The organism is Cupriavidus sp. UME77 (assembly GCF_014170355.1).
Classification (GTDB): domain Bacteria; phylum Pseudomonadota; class Gammaproteobacteria; order Burkholderiales; family Burkholderiaceae; genus Cupriavidus; species Cupriavidus basilensis.
Map to the genome: position 1 here is coordinate 119,651 of NZ_LZZU01000075.1, position 16,974 is coordinate 136,624.

General features: G+C 56.8%; 16 protein-coding genes and 2 pseudogenes. 11 read left to right on the forward strand and 7 right to left on the reverse strand.

The window, feature by feature from the left end; genetic code table 11:
* Positions 1-234: 234 nt before the first annotated feature.
* On the forward strand, positions 235-507 hold the full coding sequence (locus tag A9975_RS30160) for a YHYH domain-containing protein (RefSeq protein WP_183035973.1): 273 nt from the start codon (positions 235-237) through the stop codon (positions 505-507).
* A 273-nt stretch (positions 508-780) separates the two neighbouring features.
* On the opposite strand, the pseudogene A9975_RS30165 reads toward A9975_RS30160, so the two are convergent.
* The 4 genes and pseudogenes from A9975_RS30165 to A9975_RS30180 form a co-directional block, all read right to left on the reverse strand.
* Positions 781-1,446, reverse strand: a pseudogene (locus tag A9975_RS30165) (molybdopterin cofactor-binding domain-containing protein); the annotation flags it as partial.
* Between the two features lies 1 nt (position 1,447).
* A pseudogene (locus A9975_RS30170) lies at positions 1,448-1,720 on the reverse strand (transposase); the annotation flags it as partial.
* Between the two features lie 87 nt (positions 1,721-1,807).
* Positions 1,808-2,248 (reverse strand): hypothetical protein, encoded by a 441-nt coding sequence (locus tag A9975_RS30175; RefSeq protein ID WP_183035953.1) that lies wholly within the window; start codon positions 2,246-2,248, stop codon positions 1,808-1,810.
* Between the two features lie 427 nt (positions 2,249-2,675).
* A complete protein-coding gene (locus tag A9975_RS30180) occupies positions 2,676-3,482 on the reverse strand; it encodes a hypothetical protein (protein ID WP_220810940.1) in 807 nt (268 codons plus the stop codon).
* Between the two features lie 739 nt (positions 3,483-4,221).
* Between A9975_RS30180 and A9975_RS30185 the strand changes: the two genes are divergently transcribed.
* The 4 genes from A9975_RS30185 (at position 4,222) to A9975_RS30200 (ending at position 6,197) form a co-directional block, all read left to right on the forward strand.
* Positions 4,222-4,662, forward strand: a complete 441-nt coding sequence (locus A9975_RS30185) for a hypothetical protein (RefSeq protein ID WP_183035954.1) — start codon at positions 4,222-4,224, stop codon at positions 4,660-4,662.
* Between the two features lie 10 nt (positions 4,663-4,672).
* A complete protein-coding gene (locus tag A9975_RS30190) occupies positions 4,673-4,999 on the forward strand; it encodes a hypothetical protein (protein WP_183035955.1) in 327 nt (108 codons plus the stop codon).
* Positions 5,000-5,129: 130 nt separating this feature from the next.
* A complete protein-coding gene (locus tag A9975_RS30195; RefSeq protein WP_183035956.1) occupies positions 5,130-5,441 on the forward strand; it encodes a hypothetical protein in 312 nt (103 codons plus the stop codon).
* A gap of 87 nt (positions 5,442-5,528) precedes the next feature.
* A complete protein-coding gene (locus A9975_RS30200) occupies positions 5,529-6,197 on the forward strand; it encodes a glycoside hydrolase family 25 protein (protein WP_183035957.1) in 669 nt (222 codons plus the stop codon).
* A 631-nt stretch (positions 6,198-6,828) separates the two neighbouring features.
* On the opposite strand, the gene A9975_RS30205 is transcribed toward A9975_RS30200, so the two are convergent.
* The gene (locus tag A9975_RS30205) at positions 6,829-7,572 is read right to left on the reverse strand and encodes a TetR/AcrR family transcriptional regulator (protein ID WP_183035958.1); all 744 of its coding nucleotides are present in this window, start codon (positions 7,570-7,572) and stop codon (positions 6,829-6,831) included.
* 380 nt (positions 7,573-7,952) lie between these two features.
* Here A9975_RS30205 and A9975_RS30210 point away from each other — a divergent pair, with 380 nt between their 5' ends.
* The 6 genes from A9975_RS30210 (at position 7,953) to A9975_RS30235 (ending at position 14,744) form a co-directional block, all read left to right on the forward strand.
* On the forward strand, positions 7,953-9,353 hold the full coding sequence (locus A9975_RS30210; protein ID WP_183035959.1) for an aspartate aminotransferase family protein: 1,401 nt from the start codon (positions 7,953-7,955) through the stop codon (positions 9,351-9,353).
* Between the two features lie 161 nt (positions 9,354-9,514).
* The gene (locus tag A9975_RS30215) at positions 9,515-10,534 is read left to right on the forward strand and encodes an ABC transporter ATP-binding protein (protein WP_183035960.1); all 1,020 of its coding nucleotides are present in this window, start codon (positions 9,515-9,517) and stop codon (positions 10,532-10,534) included.
* A gap of 89 nt (positions 10,535-10,623) precedes the next feature.
* The gene (locus A9975_RS30220) at positions 10,624-11,646 is read left to right on the forward strand and encodes an extracellular solute-binding protein (protein WP_183035961.1); all 1,023 of its coding nucleotides are present in this window, start codon (positions 10,624-10,626) and stop codon (positions 11,644-11,646) included.
* 54 nt (positions 11,647-11,700) lie between these two features.
* A complete protein-coding gene (locus A9975_RS30225; protein ID WP_183035962.1) occupies positions 11,701-12,522 on the forward strand; it encodes an ABC transporter permease in 822 nt (273 codons plus the stop codon).
* Positions 12,519-13,304: an ABC transporter permease gene (locus A9975_RS30230; RefSeq protein ID WP_183035963.1), complete on the forward strand. Its 786-nt coding sequence runs from the start codon at positions 12,519-12,521 to the stop codon at positions 13,302-13,304. Before A9975_RS30225 ends, A9975_RS30230 begins: the two co-directional genes overlap by 4 nt.
* A 309-nt stretch (positions 13,305-13,613) precedes the next feature.
* Entirely contained in the window at positions 13,614-14,744 is a 1,131-nt protein-coding gene (locus A9975_RS30235; RefSeq protein ID WP_183035975.1) for a porin, read from the forward strand.
* 855 nt (positions 14,745-15,599) lie between these two features.
* On the opposite strand, the gene A9975_RS30240 is transcribed toward A9975_RS30235, so the two are convergent.
* Positions 15,600-16,520 carry a LysR substrate-binding domain-containing protein gene (locus A9975_RS30240; RefSeq protein ID WP_183035964.1) on the reverse strand — a complete coding sequence of 307 codons (921 nt, stop codon included), beginning with the start codon at positions 16,518-16,520 and terminating at the stop codon, positions 15,600-15,602.
* A 216-nt stretch (positions 16,521-16,736) separates the two neighbouring features.
* The coding region (locus A9975_RS30245) for a transposase (protein ID WP_183035965.1) at positions 16,737-16,974 on the reverse strand (238 nt) is incomplete at its 5' end.

Here is a 16,974-nt window from a genome sequence, read left to right on the forward strand (position 1 = left end):
AGTTCCGACGAGTCGCTCCGTCGCTACTCCGATGCAAATCTCTCTCCCTCTGGCGGGATAGCCGAGTGATGGCGATGTCCGGAGAATTGGGGGGACGCAGCGTGAAGACGGGTTAGGCTGCGTACAAGAAAGAACAAAGAAACGGGAGGGGTCCCTATGAGAGAGCAATCGCCTCTGACTGGCTGCGGGCTTTTGACTACGAGCGAGCGGCTTTTGGGCGCCGCTATCGTCAGCATGTTGATTGCAGGGCCGGCGCACGCCCACGGTGGCGGCCTAGACGCAGACGGATGTCACACCAACCGCAAGACCGGGGAATACCATTGTCATCGCGGAGGTGGGCGCGCCGGCTCAACCTCGACGCAGAGCTCGACTGCTTCCGCCGGTAGGTCGACCAATTCATTCGTGACGACTCGTGGCACATCATCTGGCCAGACCTGCTACACCGGTCCCCGCGGAGGCACTTACACCATAACGGCCAGCGGTCGCAAGAACTATGGTGGCTGCTAGTGCAGAATGGGCGAGGATGCCAAGCCGTTGGGCCGATCCTCGAACTATACCGTCACCCAGTCCGCTCAACTCTCCCGCCGCGAAATTCGGCGAAGAGCGCTTCTTGGGTTCTCGCCGATCTCCGAGGACGCGTGCAGGACGAGTCACTGGGTTTGGCGCCGATAGCTGTAGAACTGAGGTGACGTCTCAGTTCGGCCATTTGCAGCCAGCCACACTTGCACGTTCTGGCGGCCGGAGTAGGCCAACAAACGGACTCTGGCAGTGCCTGCTGCCTTACACCATTGGCAGTTGCCGCACCGGCTTGCCAGTGAGCTGGGCGACGGCATGTGCCACGGCGGGCGCGATCGGCGGCACGGAAATTTCACCAACGCCGCTGGGTTCGGCCGTGCTCTGCACAACGTGGGTCTCGATCAAGGGTGTCTCCGCCATCTTGATCACCGGATAGTCGGGGAAGTTGGTCTGCACGATCTGCCCGTCCTTGATCTGAATCTGGCTGTACAGCGCTGCCGTCAGCCCGAAGATGATCCCGCTTTCCATCTGCTGCGCAACGATGCCCGGATTGACCACAGTGCCGCAGTCCACGGCGCAGACAACGCGATGCACGCGCGGCTTGCCGTCCTTGAGCGACACCTCCGCCACCTGTGCCACCACCGAGCCAAACGCGTTGTGCAGCGCGAGTCCGCGCGCACGCGGCGAGCCGTCCGCGGCGGGTGCCAGCGGCTGTCCCCAGCCTGCCGCCTGCGCGGCCGTGTCGAGCACCTTCAGTTCACGCGGGTGCGACTTGAGCAAGTCGCGCCGCATCGCCAGCGGATCGAGCCTGGCGGCGGCCACGTCGTTCAGGAAGCCCTCCAGGAAGAATCCGGTGTAGGAGTGACCGACGCTGCGCCAGAACCCGATCGGCACCGGCAAATCGACCGCCATGTGTTCGATGTGCTCATGACTTGGCGAGCAGCAGTTCGTGCATCCGACCCCATACACCGGCCTTTTGCCAATCGCGTAAACGCCTCCAGCAGGTTGCGCCGGAGCCGAAACCCAATCGGGTCGGCAGATGGTTCCACCGTAGGCCTGTCTTCAGCACGAACAGAATGCCATTGAGTGCCGCCCGATCCGATACGCGCAGGCGGCCAGGATGCTTCTTGGTTCGTGGCTTGGGCGGCGGCAGTAGCGGCTCGATCAGTGTCCACAGCTCGTCATCAATAACCGGCGCTTGCATCCCTTTGGTACCGTTGTTGAGGGACCAAAGGTTAACAGCTTCCCGGAGAAGTAAACAGTCCCCTCACGGGGTTTTTGAACTGGCCTCTTAGGGCCTGAAGTACATTCGGTTCGTCACCACGAAGATCAAGGCCAATAGTGCAGTCGCAGTGAAGAGACCTGCGCGGATCCAAGTTTCCGTAACTGGTGCCTTATCCACGAAGCTAGTTGCTTCAATAAAGCGATCAATCTTGCTGACCAGATAGCCAGAAAGAAAGACGGACGCGAGCTTTCCTATGTGGTCGAACGTGCCCTTGTCTGACTCTCCGTAAGGCGAGAAGAGCATTGCGCCTCCCCACCCGAGCAGCGCACCGAGCAACATCAATAGATAGTTGACTGCCCGCGCCTGCTCGCTCGATGCGATATGGCGGGCCACACGTACGAGCCAAAAGATAAAGACAGCAGCGAACAGATTCGTGAACGCAACGGTGCCCCAATGCGGCCCGAATAGTTCGTCAAGCCGGTGTAACAACGTTCCGAGATACTCCATGTCGTCTCCCACATTCGAATGCGCTACGAGCAGCAGTCTACAGAGATGCCGAGCCTCTTTCGCTCACGAACTGCTTCCGGACCCGAAAATAGAGCTACAACGCACCGTTACGGCATCCAACCTTCATCCCGATTAATTGGGCTGCTTCACCTAAAATTACAGGCCGGCTTCATCATTTTTAACTGATTCGTATCGAGATATCCCGGCCAGTCCTGACGAGGACAAGGAGAAAGATAGACTATAATCTCCCGAAATACATTCCACCCAATGGGTCTTGGACCAATGGACAAGGCCTGGCCGCTCCTGCCACCTCCTAACCGGCGCCTATCGAATGGTCCCCAGCCGTGGACGACCGCGTCAGCCTCCTTGAAGGGGGTAAAAAGCTCGGCCATTACAAGACTTGCCGGGTCTCCCAGTTTGCAATGGACTAATGGCCGTCGTTGGACCAGTGAGGTGGATCGTTTCCGAACTTCGCCTTGATCACACCATAGGTGGCACCCACCGCAATCAGATCGATGTTCATGCCAGTGCGAGGCTTCGATGTGATTGTCGTAGCAGCGCCAGAACGCTTGGCGATAGCCAAGTTGCCTGCCCATGAAATCGTCATGTCGATCGCTAGCCCCTGGGTGTGGCGCGACGTCAAGGCGGGCTCCGCGACAATCCCGTATCGCTGAACCATGTCTTCGGCCGCTTGCATCGACGCTGCCGCATCACCGTGATCCCAAAGGATGTCCACGCTATCCATCTGGGGGACATCCTTGGGGTTACCGCCCAGTCGTGCAATGATCCAGGACCAATGCATCAGATAAGCCCGCTCCACAGGGCGAAGCGTCGCAGAAATGGTGACGCTCACGCCACCCATCCTCATCGCACCTACAAATGCTTCTACCCCAGACCTGAATGCATCCGCTAACGTGTCCGTAGAGTTCGATCCCGGAAAACGCGTCACCCATTGGGCGCCACTTAACTCCGGCGTCGAAAGGGAAGCCACATCCGTCCCCGTGAGATCAGCCAGCCGTGAAAGCATGGCATGCCGGGTCTGATGGAGAAATCGCTGATTCGAGCGCAATCCTGGTTTTTTCAACAGGTCATCTAGCGCCCCGAGGCCATCGATCAAATGCCGGCTTTCAGTTGCGGCCTCAATCCCACGTAAGCGGGACTTGGCGCTCTGTCGCGGCGTCGTTCCAAGCGTGCGCTTCAGCGTACTTGCATTCACCGGCTTGCTGGTTGTCATGGTCTCTCCTGGACACGGTGGAGGCTACATTCCGATGCGAACGACTTCACTATTCTTTTCCCGCGCCACAAGCGGCCGTAACCGAACCGGGGCCGGGACCGGGGCCGCTGGATCTCCCATGCGATCGGATCCACCAGCAATCAACATCTAAACTTCGCACTCTCTTTTTATATAAAATAATATATATTTATTCCTTATTCAAATCAAATTTTCTTCTTGGAACGAAGCAGAAACGTCCACATCGAATGCTCCGAGTCCACCAACCGGAAATCGATCACGCAACAGCTAGAGTGCCCGGTCCTTCCGTCGCGCGCCGCGCCCACTCAATAGCGCCAAAGGCGGCGCGCCGGAGCACAACTCCATTTCTCCGAAAGCCCCAACAGATGCCTTGCAATTTTCGGCTTACCGCAAATGGGTTAGGATCGTTTCCATAGAATTCGTTTCGCTAAAATGCTTCTATGGCGACCCAGCGGCCGTCGTCACCTTCTCCCAATGGATGATGGCGGAAGCTCCTTTCTTCCCTATGCTGCTAGCACCCGTGTCCTGACGTGAAGAATATTACATTGGCCGCTGACTCAGCACAGCCTTGCTGCCTATAGATCCAAGCGTCCTGGATCAATGGAACTGAGAAGCCTGAAAATCGTTTCTAACTCTATATAATTTTTACGAGCCGCGGTTTATTTTAAAATTTAGCTATTTATAGTATTAAAACTATTATTAAGCAAATGAGGAGTGCGAGATGAAGTCTTTATTTTTTCTAAAATATAAATTCAATATATTCCTGGCAGCAGGACTTCTTTCTGGCTGCTCGTTTACAACACCGTTCAGTCAACAGGCTTATGAACAGGCCACTTCCCTCAAGGTGGAAGCGCTCGCGACGATGGATATGGCAACCGATCCGTTTCCGAAACACAAGCAATCGGTTGATCTTCTTAAGCTGAATGTCGAAAAGGCCTATGAATATGCCAAGGGCAGACCAAAGAATGCGGAAACCACGAAACAATGGGAAATCATCAAGGATCCCAGCCGCAACTCTCTTGGGGGATTTCTAAAGCGTTGGCAAGATAAAAACACCCTTGACAAAAAATATATTCAAGAGGCAAAAAATCTAGTATCGGATGGATTTGACGGAGTCATCGAACTCGAAAGCGGGAAGCGGAAACCCGAAGAACAACAATAAGGATTAAATCATGGCTAACTTTGACGAATTCATTAACAAGTTGAATCAAGAAATAGTAGAGTTTGCGGAATACAGTTGGCAAAACTACAAGGAATTTGCCATAAAGGATGGCGATGCATTTGTTCAAAGAGCAAAGGAAGATTTAAAGCGATGGACGGCGATGTTGGCCAACAAGGAATTGACGCGAGATGATTTCGAATGGCTGATAGTCGGAAAAAAGGATTTGGCTGAACTGGTATTATTGAAGCAGAACGGCCTCGCAAAAGTTGCACTAGACAGATTTGTAAATGGCCTGATAGATACGATAGTATCCACCGCTTTCAAGACGTTTCTTTAACTATCACTGGTCAATCAGATGCTCCGCGCTCGCGCGTATTAATTAGTAATGACCACCCAGCTCAATTTATCGGAAAAAATAGTGAACAGATGAAGCGCCGGCGTCAATAATTTATCAGAAAGGATATGCTGTGAACCCTATTCCGAAATTCTTCAAAGATGGCTACGGCTCGTTCTCTGCAACCCGCTTGGTCTTCGTGCTGTGGGCACTTGGTGTCCTGAGTGCCTGGCTTTATACCGCTTTTAAGAGCCCCGAGTTAGCATCAAAAGTTCTAGACCCATCGGTAGTCACCATTCTCGGCATTTTGATGACGGGAAAAACCGTGCAAAGTTTCAGTAGCAACGATGGACCGAATGGCGTCACTTCACCGCCCAAGCCCATCGATGCCTCCCCGGCACAAGCAGGCGCTGGTCCAACCCAGGCCCTACCAGCCGGAGGCTGACCTACATCGCCTTAAGTACCTATTGCGGCACGACAGCCTTGCTGCCCGCACCATGAGCTCTAAAAACGCATTTTTTGAGGAGGTATCATGCCAGAAACCGTTCCGGGAACAATAGATTGTATTATCGACCTCTATCACGGTGATATCATTTCACTTTCAAAAGCGAAGGAAGCGGGAATTCTTGCGGTCATACACAAAGCAAGTGAAGGTGCTACCGTGCAAGACTCTTATTATGCTTTACGTAGGCATGAAGCAATTGGATTAAATCTTCTGTGGGGTGCCTACCATTACGCCAGTGGCATGCCACCGGATAAACAGGTGAATAACTTTCTGCATGCGATACAGTGGGGAGATGACCCAGAATTCGACAAAATGACACTACTTTGCCTGGATTTCGAAAAAAGCCATAGCGGGCCCGACATGAACCTCGACGATGCGGGCCAATTCGTTTCACTTCTCCGAGACAAAACTGGACGCTGGCCGTTGGTTTATGGGGGCAACGAACTTCGAGAAGCTGTCAAGCACGCACAAAATAATTCACCCGTAAGAAACTGTCCTTTGTGGTATGCGAGATACAATGAAACTCCCAAGGATATTCCCACAAAATTTTGGAATGATTTTACTTTTTGGCAATATTCAGATGGCGAAGCGGGCCCGCTTCCCCATTTAAGCTTGGGTGGTCATTCGTTTGATAGAAATTGCTTTAGAGGAAGTGCTGACGAACTCAAGCAGGCCTGGATAACTCTTGGTACCTAAAGACTCGTTTCGCACTGCCCAAGCGTGCGAGCACTGTCACGAAGGGGAAGGGCTTTCGGATCATACGCCCAAGCCCCTTTTTTGTTAGACTGCAGAAAGCCACTTCCCTCACCGGGCAGGGCGTGGCTCGGCCTTCTCGCCATCCCCTTCGCTCGCCGATCAACACTTACGTATCGGCGCGAGCTCTAACTGTCGCGTGATTCAAATTTGACTTTGCAGATAATCTCGGCACTATTTGTCACGAATCACGCCCCGCTACAACGCCATCGCGGCATTGTGGTGCCCAAGCCCATTGTTTCGGGTGCAAGAGGCGACGGACGCTTCGATAAGGCAGACTTCATTTTCATCGCGAGGGATGACCAATATCACTGCCCGGCGGCGACCAACTCGATGCGGCGAGCGGCGGCTGTACTTCGGAAGCAGTCGTTCTGGTGGCCCGAGTCGAATGACTGTTCAGGGTCGGGAACAGCCAGCAAGTCCTGGGCCGAATAGCAGAGAATAGGCTCAAGGGCATGTCGAGGTCCGTGGGCTCAACCCGGCCTGCTGCGCGCCCTTGGCCATCTCCAGCCGCACCAAGTCTTCTGCGTTCGGGCAGGCTTGCGGCAAACGCGGTGAGTGACGTTCCAATCGGCTAGGTGACCGTCCGCTTGGGGCGGCGCGTGTGGACTGCCGCGTTCACAGGAGCAGCTCTCGCAGTGGGCGGTCCAGGCGGGCTTATCAACGTGATGACGGCGTCCAGAAGGGCCTCGATGCGGCTCGGCGTGAATCTTTCCGGCTCGATGGGGAGCATCATCATCCAGCCATCGCCCATCGCGCTAAGTTGGTCGGCGAGCAGGTCTGCAGGGACATCGCTGCGAACCAAGCCTTCTTTCTGCCCCCTCTCCAGTAGCGCCACGCGCTTACTCCGATACTGCGCGTTGCGCCGCTGGAAGATGGCAGCGAGCGCAGGATCACCCTTCGCCTGAGCCAGCAATTGAAACTGCACGAGCCACCGGGCCGGATCGTCGGCATTGGTCCACGTCACAAAACGCTTGAAAGTCGCTTTGATGTCGTTCGGGTCGTGGACGGGCGCGATGAAGGATTCAAACTCGTCAAAGTGGCTTTCAACGAGGGCTTTGATCATTGCTTCCTTGTTCTCGAAGTAGTGGAGCAAGGATCCTGTGGTGCAGCCCGCCTCCTCCGCCACCTTCCGCAGTGAAGCGCCGGCATAGCCTTCGCGCGCGACCACAGAGGCTGCGGCCGCGAGAAAGCTCGCGCGCCTTGCCTCGTGATCCCCGACCTTTGGCCCCGGTCGCCCCCTTCGCCCTTTGGTCTCGGCTTTGGCGGCTACGGAATCACGACTATCTGGCGTCTTCAAGGTATTGGCTTGTGTCATGAAAGAGAGCTAGCGATTTCAGCGAACAACGCGATCGGCCTCGGGAATATAGCGCAAAAAGTGAAGACGTGATCGCGTGGCGCGAACAGGGAGTGGAGCATTGGGCGCCGGCGTGCCTTGCACTCCCGGCTTGAACGCGCCGCGCATCAGCGACCATCGTAACCGGGCATAGACCTGCCGGGCCGGCTGTCACCCCGCCCTGCGAACGACATGTCTTCTTCCCATACGCGTAATCCCTAACGCCTCGAAAATTGTAATTGCATAACAGACGTTATAGCATTGCCACAGCAGCAGACAACAGCAACGTGGTGTGAGTCGCGCCATCGGGTTGGCATGGCTTCACTCCCTAGACCTCGCCCTATTCTCAGAAGGAGAACCGCATGCTTTCCCAATCACCTGCTCGCCCTCTAGACCATGATCTGCCCGGCATGCTCGCGTCCGAGGGGGCGTGGCGCCATTGTTTTTCCCACCACCCGTTTGATGTGGAACTGGCCCTCGCGGAAGGCGTGTATCTGTACGACACGAAGGGAAAGCGATATATCGATGCGTCTGGCGGCCCGATGTCCGTCAACATTGGCCACGGCGACCCACGGATGAAGGCGACGCTGAGTGAACAGCTCGAGCGTTATGCGTATGTCCATCCTACCTTTGCCAACCGCAGACGCGCAGAACTCTGCGAGGCTCTAGCGGCCCTAGCCTCACCATCTCTAAATGCCGCTTATCTTTGCAGCGGCGGCAGCGAAGCGGTCGATTCCGCCCTCAAGCTAGCCAGGCAGTATCACGTACTGACTGGGGCCACCAGCAAATACAAGGTGGTGAGCTACTTTGAGTCCTATCACGGCATGACGCTGGCAACCATGTCGCTGGCAGGCAATCCCGGCTACAGAAAGACCTTCGATCCAGTAATGTCACCTTGGCTTCACATGGCCCAATACAGCGAAGTTCTTATGCCACCGGGCATGAGTCGCGACGCATGGGGCGAGCAGTGTGCGCAAGAGCTGGAGCGAGTGTTGTATTTCAATAACCCGGACACCGTGGCCGCCTTCATTGCCACGCCACATGGCGCCGGCGCCGACTACGGCCTTGTTCCCCCTGCAAGCTATTGGCGAGAAATCCGCCGAATCTGCGACGAGCACAACGTGCTCCTCATTGCAGACGAAGTGGTAACAGGTTTTGGCCGGACGGGCCGGTGGTTCGCAATGGAGCACTTCGATGTCGAGCCGGATTTGATGACGCTGGCCAAAGGCATCTCCGGTTCAAATCTCCCGCTTGCCGCCGTGCTGGTGAGCGATAAGGTGAACGAGCCCTTCCGTAAAGACGGCGCATATTTCCTACACGGCTTCACGCACCAAGGCCATCCGATGGCCTGCGCAGCAGGACTGGCGACACTGCAGATCCTGCGAGAAGACAAGTTAGTAGAGCACACAGCCGCCATGAGCCCTCACTTGTTTGAGCACACCAAGAGGCTAAAGGCACACCCCACGGTGTCTGATGTCCGCGGCTGGGGGCTGTTCATGGCGATCGAACTGGTTGAGTCGAAGGAGCGGCGCGAATATTTCGACGTCGACAAAGGGGCAGAACGACTATTCCAGGCATATGCCCTCAAAAACGGCCTGGCGATTTATGGGACCTTGTATGGCCCCCGTCGTAGCGCGGCTCTACGCCGCGGGTTGCCGATCATGATCTCTCCCCCCTTGTGCATTCAGCCCGACCAGATCGAGGACATGATGGATCGGCTCGACACCTCTCTCAGCGAGTGGGAGCAACGACTGCTTGGCTGAGGTAGCCCGAGCTCTCGCTAGCAGTTGAACAATCTTGGCGGACTTGGCCGCTTGGCTCACGGCCCAAGCGCGGCCCGCCTATGCAAACTCATTGCCACAAAAGGTTGAACTCGATGGAAACCACGAGGGACCGAATCATCCGTGCAAACTCGAAGCCGAACATGCTCCGCCTGAAGGGAGATCCCAGTGTGGCAGCGTCATTGCGTTCAAACTCGATCACGCTGGAGGGACTGGGCAAATCTTATGGCAGCACGACGGTGCTGCACGAGATCGACCTGCATGTTAAGCAAGGTGAGCTCTTTACTATCCTGGGCCCGAGCGGATCCGGGAAGACAACGTTGCTTTCCCTGATCGCAGGGATGGTGACACCCAGTCGCGGCCGGCTGTTGATTGGCGACCGTGACGTAACTGCCCTCGAGCCGTCTCAGCGAGGCATTGGCGTGGTGTTTCAGAACTACGCACTCTTTCCGAATCTCTCGGTTTTCGACAACGTGGCCTTTCCGCTCTCGATCAGGCGCCGCCCACGACACGAGATCGCCGAGAAGGTCAATGAGATGCTAGAAAGAGTTCAGCTTACGGCAGTCCGAAGCCGGCGACCCTCGCAACTGTCAGGCGGTCAGCAGCAGCGGGTCGCGCTTGCGCGCGCACTGGTATTTCGGCCATCGATCGTGCTGCTGGACGAGCCCCTAGGCGCACTCGACAGGCAATTGCGCGAACGCCTGCAAGTTGAATTGAAGGAGCTGCAGCGTTCTCTTGGTGTGACCATGATTCTGGTCACGCACGATCAGGAGGAAGCGCTCTCTCTATCCGATCGCCTAGCAGTAATCGATAGAGGGCGACTGCAACAAGTTGCACCCCCGAATGAGGCCTATCTCAGGCCGGCCAATGCGTTCGTCGCGACTTTCTTGGGCATGGCGAATTTCGTCGAAACACCCGATGGCGGCCAAGCCGTCGTCCGCCCAGAGCGGCTCAGGATTAACCGTGAACAAGACGGCTTCGGTGTGGCAGGTCATGTTCGACACACCGTCTACTTGGGACCGTCTATTCGCCAACACATCACCTTGGACGGCGGCGGCGAGATGGTGGCCAACGTCCCGGCCACCGCCCCAGCAGCAAGCATATCCCCGGGTGAGCGCGTCCACGCCTCCTGGCGTGCCGAAGACGCCTGGCCCTGCAGCTAAACAACCGATATCACGCATCACCCTGTTGGAGCCCCTCGGCTGATCCCGCTTCTATCGCCCTCGACTCCCCCTTCTTTGGAAAATGTTCCATGAATCGTCGTGACTTCTTGCGGTCCGCACCCGCAGCTTCCCTGGTCGTAGCCTGCCCCAAGGTATTTGCAGCAGCACCCACGAGCATCCGACTTATTGACTCGGGTGGAACCACTGGTGAATCCATCGCCGCAGCCTACATTCCACCTTTCACTGAGAAGTACGCTGTGCGGGTGATTCGCGAGGCGCCCTCGTCTTTTGGCAAGTTGCGTGCGATGGTGGAGAGCGGCCGAATCACTGCCGCGCTGTTCGAGCTTGGCTCGTCGACCCTAGCGCAGGCACGCGAACTCAACCTGCTGGAGAAGCTCGACTGGGCCGCGATCAATCCGGACCCGATGTTTCCAGAAGCCCACGATGACTACGGGATGGGCTATCAATACTTCTCCACGGTAATGGCGTGGCGCGATGGCCACCCAGCTCCACAGACGTGGGCGGACTTCTTCGATGTGCAGCGGTTTCCAGGCAAGCGATGCATGTCTGCCTATCCGCATTACACGCTGGCGTTCGCCTTGTTGGCAGACGGAGTGGACATGACCAAACTGTTCCCACTCGATGTGGGTCGCGCCATGCGAAAACTCGAAAGCATCAAGAACCACGTCTCGGTGTGGTGGAAAACGGGCACACAACCTCTGCAACTGCTCAAGGACAAGGAAGTTCAGTATGCGGTGACCTGGTCGGCCGGCATCGAAAGGGAGCCGGACATTCGCGCAACCTTCAATCAAGGCATGTACGACATTGCCTGGCTTGTAGTGCCGCGCGGACAGGACCCGGTCACCAAGAATTTGGCCATGAAGTTTCTGCACGAAGTGACCGTTGCCAAGAATCAAGTGGTCGCTGCGAAGGTGTTACCACTGAGCGGTAATAGCCCACAACTGGAAAGCCTGTTGGGTGCTAAGGCGTTCCAGTCTTTCCCTACCGCAAAGGCTAACCTACAGGCGCAGTTCAAACAGAACGCCGAATGGTGGCAGAAAAACGGACCGGAGGTGAATAAGATCTGGTCAAACTTCCTTCTGAACGCTTGAATGCTCCGAGGCCGCACGATGATTACTCTGTCCTCACCGCGTTGGCGTCGAGTCATGCCCGACGCAAATGGCTGGCGCGCTTTGCCGCTGCTGGCCCTTTTCCTAATCGTTTTTGATTACTCATTGGGCGGACTGCTGGCAAAGTCGGTGCATGGTAGTGCTGGTCTCACGCTGCAGTACTTCAAAGAAGCGTGGACGACGAAAGCGTATCTTCACGTTTTCGTGGACACCTTGCGCGTTAGCCTGGTCGCTACTGTAGTCTGTGTGCTCTTGGGGTATCCACTTGCGTACTGGATGCGCGGACTTGATGAGCGCCGTCGCGCAGGCGTAATGACTCTGGTGTTGATGACCTTTTGGGTGAGCATTCTGGTGCGCACCTATGCCTGGATTGTTGTCTTAGGCAATGCGGGTTTAGTGAATCGGACCCTCCTTGGCATGGGGTTGATTCGGGAGCCGTTGACGCTTCTATATTCAGAAGTAGGCGTCACGATTGGGATGGCGAACGTACTGCTCCCTTTTCTGGTGTTGCCTCTGCTTACGGCCATGTTGCGTATCGATGACCGCCTCCTTCAGGCAGCGGCATCACTCGGTGCAACCAGACGGGAGGTCTTCTGGCGCATATTCTTCCCATTGTCATTGCCCGCACTAGGCGTGTGCGTCTTGTTGTTGTTCATGCTGAGCCTTGGCTTCTACATCACTCCGGCCATTCTCGGTGGCGGCAAGGTCCCCCTTTTGGGCAACTTACTCGACACGCTAATTAACGATACGTCGGAATGGGCCCTTGCGGCCGCAATATCAACAGCGTTGCTCGCGTTTGCACTTGGAGTCTTCGCGATCTTCCTTCGCTTGAATCGAATGACGGAGACAAAATTATGAATGCGGAACATAAAACGTCTGCGCTTTGGCTCCGGATCTGGGCTTTGCTGACCCTCAGCTTCTTATTGGTCCCGATGGTCATCGTGGTACCAATGTCATTTTCGTCAGCAAATGCCCTTACCTTTCCACCACCTGGGTGGTCGCTGCGATGGTTTTATTTTCTATTGTCGGATGATGACTGGATCGATGCATTCTCTAACAGCGCATTGATTGCGACGCTAACCGCGAGCGCGGCAGTCATATTTGGTAGCCTGGCCAGCTATGGATTGGGGCGCGGGCAACCGCGATGGCGCGCAGTGGCCGAAGCCAATCTGATGCTGCCTCTGATTGTACCGGGCGTCATCAGCGCAATCGCGCTGTATTTCTTCTACGCTCGCTGGAATCTGCTCGGGACAATCACGGGCTTGGTTCTCGCCCACACCCTGCTCGCTATTCCGTTCGTGGTCATGGTTCTCAACACGGCGATCCGAGGCTTCGATGTCCGCATGGAACAGGTGGCGTGGAGCCTTGGCGCAAGCTGGTCACAGACTATGCGACGGGTGGTGTTGCCAACCTTGGCCCCCAGTCTGGCTGCAGCCTGGATATTCGCCTTTGTGATCAGCTTTGACGAAGTCATCGTGAGCGTGTTTCTCGCGGGCACGATTAACACGGTTCCGAAGAAGATGTACAACGACTTGATGCTGGAGATCACACCAACCATCACGGCAGTTGCGACCGTTCTGATCACCGCGACGGCGCTCGTCCTACTTCTTGTACGTTGGCTGACGCAACGAAAGCCATGACGACTCAAAGGGCATTGACCGGCGTCGGTTAATTCGAGGCATTCATTGCTGACGTATCGCATTTTGGCCGGCGTCTGATCGCACGCTGTTGTAGTGCGTCGACAGGCATACGTGCGCCGCGGTGTTCCCGCTTGATCGGAACTCCCGGCGTACACCCACGGCCGGCCCGTGCGGGTCTTGCCCTCTCAGCACCAGTTCTGTCCACGCCGCCTGCTTTCACCAAGAAAGGGGCGAATGGGCCAACGCGCCCCTAGGGCGCCCCTCATGCCAGAAGAATTTGACCACGAAAGGGAGACAGTAATGAAATCGATGTATGGGAGCAAATGCTGCAAGACCGTATTCGCGCTGGGCGCGGGGCTTGCCTGTGGCGCCGCGCAAGCTCAATCGGGTGTGTTGCTGTACGGAGGTGTCGACGCCAATCTTGAGTATGTCAATCACTTCTCGACCGTGACCCCGTCCGCCGATAATGGATTCAGCACGGGTCCCGGCACGAACCTTTACCGCCTCAACTCCGGTGGTTTGTCGGGCTCGCGCTTTGGCATGCGGGGAACTGAAGATTTGGGTGGCGGCCTGAAAGCCATCTTTGTACTGGAAGGCGGGTTCGGCGTGGATAATGGGGGGATCCAACAAGGGGGGCGCCTGTTTGGTCGCCAGGCCTTTGTCGGCGTCGATAGCAAAGGGATTGGTACCTTCACCTTTGGGCGCCAGTACATAAGCTGGTTCGACGCGCTGGCGAATTTCTCGCCGACTGCGTTCTCAACGCAGTATGAACCGATCGTGGCCGAGATCGGCATGGACTTCCGCTCTGACAACACGGTGAAGTACACCGGGGTGTTCGGCCCCGTGACTGCAAGCGCCAACTGGTCGTTCGGCAACGGTGTCCTCGGTAATGGCGAAGTCCCGGGGCAGTCTCGTCGCGACACCGGCTATGGCGCTGCTTTGACGTACGATTCTGGCCCCTTTTCCGCAACCGTGGGGTACAACCAGTACAACCCGACACTGACCACGGCGGGAGACACCGGTACCTTTAAGAAGGCAGCCGTCGCCACGAGCTACAGCTTCGACGGGCGCGCTAAGCTAATGGCTGGCTACCGCTGGGGCCAGAGCAAGGCTGCCGATGACTCGACGATTCTGCGTGATGACTTCTACTGGGTGGGCGCCAACTACAATTTCAATCGGGGAATTGATCTGACCCTGGGCTACTACTACGACGACATAAAGAAATTTGGCGATAGAAGCATGAAGAATCCCTGGCAAATCTCTTTCATTGCCGACTACCATCTTTCCAAGCGGACTGACGTCTATCTGACGACCGCGTATGCAAAGAATGCCGGCCTGAACTTCGATACGTCGGCAGTCAGCTTTATTAACGGCTACTTCCTCGGCACCGGACAAAGCTCAATGTTCGGCGCCGCTGTCGGCATTCGCCATAATTTCTGATACAGATGCTCTTTCGTCCCCGCTATCCCCAGTAGGCGGGGACGCTTTTTATCATTGGTAGGATGACACGGTTCTGCGTGATTGCATGATGACCGCGGTAATCATCAGCGTGCAGTCTGTCCTTGAAACCTGCTTCGATTTCCAGCTTTGGTGGTAGCAGGCTTTGCGCGCTGGAGCAGGCGTGCGTCCGCCCGCGCCCCGGTTCCCCTTGACGATCGAGCCATGACCGAGACCGCCGACTACCGACTACGTCACCGCGTTGGCACGACGGGAGGCATCTAAGTTCCGGCCGGCTTTGCCGACTGGCGAGCGGCGGCCGTCTCCCGTCTACGGGGATGACAGGGCGGTGGTGCCTGACGCCACGGACGATCTACTGGTGCCCCTTTGTCGCACCGGCAAGCTGTCACCCCGCGACCTGGTCACGTGGGTCCTCGCGCATCATCGGGAACTGCAATCGGAGGATTGACGCGTGACGGTGCCAGCGTGAACTTCCTTCCAGCCATTGCGCCGCCATCACTGATGGACGCGTCTCCTGTGCCGTCGCCGCGGCGGCTAAATAGCCGTTCCGTCCACTCACTCGATCCCGCCTCCGCACCGGTGGACGGCCGAGTCGGGTTGCGATTACGGTCGCCCGCCGCCCTTCTTCCCCTGACCGACTCCTGGCGGCCATTCTCGGCCGTTCGCTCTCACGGTCATGCGGTCACTCAAGCGACCGATTCGCTCCGTCAACAGCCCCTCATATTCGGATTGTGTTGGGCCGGTCGCCAGCCATAGCTGCCCCCCACCGTGCGATCTCACCAGAACGCAAACAGAAGGAAAAATACTCTGAGGTGCGGGTAGGTGCCACCTCCTCCGTCAACGCCGTTGACCCGATTCGTCAACTGGCTCGATTCGATGAGCCTCGGCCAGAATCCAGTCCAGAAATGCGTTCTGCGCAGCACTGTGCGGCCGCTGTGCGTCCACACAGGCGAAGTAGCCGCGCCCGGTGTCCACCGGCAAATCAAAAGGCATCACCAGTTCACCGGCTTCCAGCTCACGCTCGATCAGGCAGGGTTGCGTTAGCGCGATACCCAGTCCGGTCTTCGCCGCAAAGATCAGATTGATGCTCAGGTCGTATCCAGGGCCCAGCTTGGGTGCGACCCTGAGTCCGGCCGCTTTGGCCCAGAGCGCCCAGTTCTCCGGGAAGTTCGTATGGTGCAGCAACGCCTCTTTAAGCAAGTCCCTGGGACGGTTCAAGCGCGAAAGCAACGATGGTGCGCAGACAGGAACGAGCTCGCGACCGAGAAGGTATTTCACTTGCATCCTGGCCGGCCAACGTCGCTTGGGTCGCCTCACCTCGATCCAGACGTCTACGTCGTCGCGACTGAAGTCCTCGTCATGGCGAAACTGCCGCATCTCGACGTCCACTTCTGGGTGCGCCGCCCTGAAGCGCGCGAGGCGGGGAAGAAGCCATTGGGTACCAAGCGTGGGAATCACACTCAGCCGTAGTTTTCCGTCAGCGCGTGGCCCCTGCAGCCTGGTCGCGGCAGCCTCCAGTGCCAGCACATGGCGCTCCGTCAGCTTGCGCAACTGGCGGCCTTCTTCGGTCAGCGCCACACCCTGTGATGATCGTTCGAGCAACTGGCAATCGCCCAGGTGCTGCTCCAGACGTTGCACTGCTCTGCTAACAGCAGCCTGGGTGACACAGAGTTCCTCGGCCGCCAGGCGGAAGCTGCGCAGCCGACTCACCGCCAGAAAGGCGTGCAGTTCCACCAGTGAAGGAGAGCGAATTTTCATATCTCATTACATTTTGTTATCGTGCTCAATGGTTTTGTCGTTTGCTCGCGGGTCTGCGTATGCTTAAGGATGGTGTTCAAAACGACGTCAGCAGGTTCGTGCTGACAGTGTGAGCGTGACAAGATGAATTTGATGAGCGCTTCGGCCAGAATTCGGCACCGGCTTCGGCATCATCACCGGCGTTGTCGCCCGCGTTTCGCGTTGGCGAAGGCGCACTCATCCTTTGGCGCCCGGCTGCAGTCGATGGCGCATCATCCACAGATTGCTCAAGGCAAACAGCGTCTGCAGTTGCTGCGTGTTCTTCATCAAGCCACGGTAGCGCACCTTCATGTGGCCGAACTGGCGCTTGATGATGCGAAACGGGTGCTCCACCTTGGCGCGGATGCGGGCTTTGACGCGCTCAATGTCGTCTCGCAGCTTGCCCCTCGGTGTGCTCTTATCCAAAGCGCGCCGC

What these genes read in the sequence shown, in the direction of transcription:
- A9975_RS30160 (WP_183035973.1), top strand. Translation starts at nt 235, where the DNA reads ATGTTGATTGCAGGGCCGGCGCACGCCCACGGTGGCGGCCTAGACGCA.
- A9975_RS30175 (WP_183035953.1), bottom strand. Translation starts at nt 2,248, where the DNA reads ATGGAGTATCTCGGAACGTTGTTACACCGGCTTGACGAACTATTCGGG.
- A9975_RS30180 (WP_220810940.1), bottom strand. Translation starts at nt 3,482, where the DNA reads ATGACAACCAGCAAGCCGGTGAATGCAAGTACGCTGAAGCGCACGCTT.
- A9975_RS30185 (WP_183035954.1), top strand. Translation starts at nt 4,222, where the DNA reads ATGAAGTCTTTATTTTTTCTAAAATATAAATTCAATATATTCCTGGCA.
- A9975_RS30190 (WP_183035955.1), top strand. Translation starts at nt 4,673, where the DNA reads ATGGCTAACTTTGACGAATTCATTAACAAGTTGAATCAAGAAATAGTA.
- A9975_RS30200 (WP_183035957.1), top strand. Translation starts at nt 5,529, where the DNA reads ATGCCAGAAACCGTTCCGGGAACAATAGATTGTATTATCGACCTCTAT.
- A9975_RS30205 (WP_183035958.1), bottom strand. Translation starts at nt 7,572, where the DNA reads ATGACACAAGCCAATACCTTGAAGACGCCAGATAGTCGTGATTCCGTA.
- A9975_RS30210 (WP_183035959.1), top strand. Translation starts at nt 7,953, where the DNA reads ATGCTTTCCCAATCACCTGCTCGCCCTCTAGACCATGATCTGCCCGGC.
- A9975_RS30215 (WP_183035960.1), top strand. Translation starts at nt 9,515, where the DNA reads ATGCTCCGCCTGAAGGGAGATCCCAGTGTGGCAGCGTCATTGCGTTCA.
- A9975_RS30220 (WP_183035961.1), top strand. Translation starts at nt 10,624, where the DNA reads ATGAATCGTCGTGACTTCTTGCGGTCCGCACCCGCAGCTTCCCTGGTC.
- A9975_RS30225 (WP_183035962.1), top strand. Translation starts at nt 11,701, where the DNA reads ATGCCCGACGCAAATGGCTGGCGCGCTTTGCCGCTGCTGGCCCTTTTC.
- A9975_RS30230 (WP_183035963.1), top strand. Translation starts at nt 12,519, where the DNA reads ATGAATGCGGAACATAAAACGTCTGCGCTTTGGCTCCGGATCTGGGCT.
- A9975_RS30235 (WP_183035975.1), top strand. Translation starts at nt 13,614, where the DNA reads ATGTATGGGAGCAAATGCTGCAAGACCGTATTCGCGCTGGGCGCGGGG.
- A9975_RS30240 (WP_183035964.1), bottom strand. Translation starts at nt 16,520, where the DNA reads ATGAAAATTCGCTCTCCTTCACTGGTGGAACTGCACGCCTTTCTGGCG.